Source organism: Paraburkholderia sp. RL17-373-BIF-A (assembly GCF_046030175.1).
Classification (GTDB): domain Bacteria; phylum Pseudomonadota; class Gammaproteobacteria; order Burkholderiales; family Burkholderiaceae; genus Paraburkholderia.
Genome location: NZ_JARESO010000370.1, coordinates 1 through 638 on the forward strand (window position 1 = coordinate 1; position 638 = coordinate 638).

The window sequence follows — 638 nt, forward strand, 5'->3', positions numbered from 1 at the left end:
CACGCTGGAAGCGTGTGACCCATCTCGGATGCATGGCTCACGCGCGCCGCGGGTTTGATGAGGCGTACAAGGCTCACAAGAAACCCGACGGCCGCGCACGCAAGGCGCTCGAATACTTCAAGGCGCTTTACCAGGTTGAGATCCTCGCACGCGGCGTACTGCCCGAAGGTCGAAGCCGTGCCGAGCATACGTATGAGTTGCGCCAGGCGCACAGCGTGCCTCTGCTGGAGGCGTTCAAAATCTGGCTCGATGAACAGGCGTCGCAAGTGCTGCCTGAAAGTCTGACCGGCAAGGCTATCAGCTACACACGCAATCAGTGGCATTACCTGCGGCGCTACGTCGATGATGGCGGCTCACCCATTGACAACAATCTGCTCGAGCGCGACGTCCGCCCATTTACGACTGGAAGAAAGGCATGGCTGTTCAGCGACACGGTCGCTGGCGCAAAGGCCAGTGCGATCATTTACAGCTTGATGCTGACGTGCCGTGCATGCCGAGTCGAGCCGTATGCGTATCTGCTGCGCGTGCTGACCGAGCTGCCGCAGCGCGCAGCGGATGACGATATCCGTGACCTGCTCCCATTCAACTTTGTGAAGTCGAACGACGCATTCGCGTCAACTTGATCGAGCACAGATCAT

General features: G+C 59.2%; 1 protein-coding gene. It reads left to right on the plus strand.

Translation table 11 applies throughout. The annotated features are described in order from the left end of the window. On the plus strand, window positions 1–623 hold a 623-nt coding region (gene tnpC / locus P0D80_RS50920), incomplete at its 5' end, for an IS66 family transposase (RefSeq protein ID WP_408296511.1). Between the last annotated feature and the right edge of the window lie 15 nt (window positions 624–638).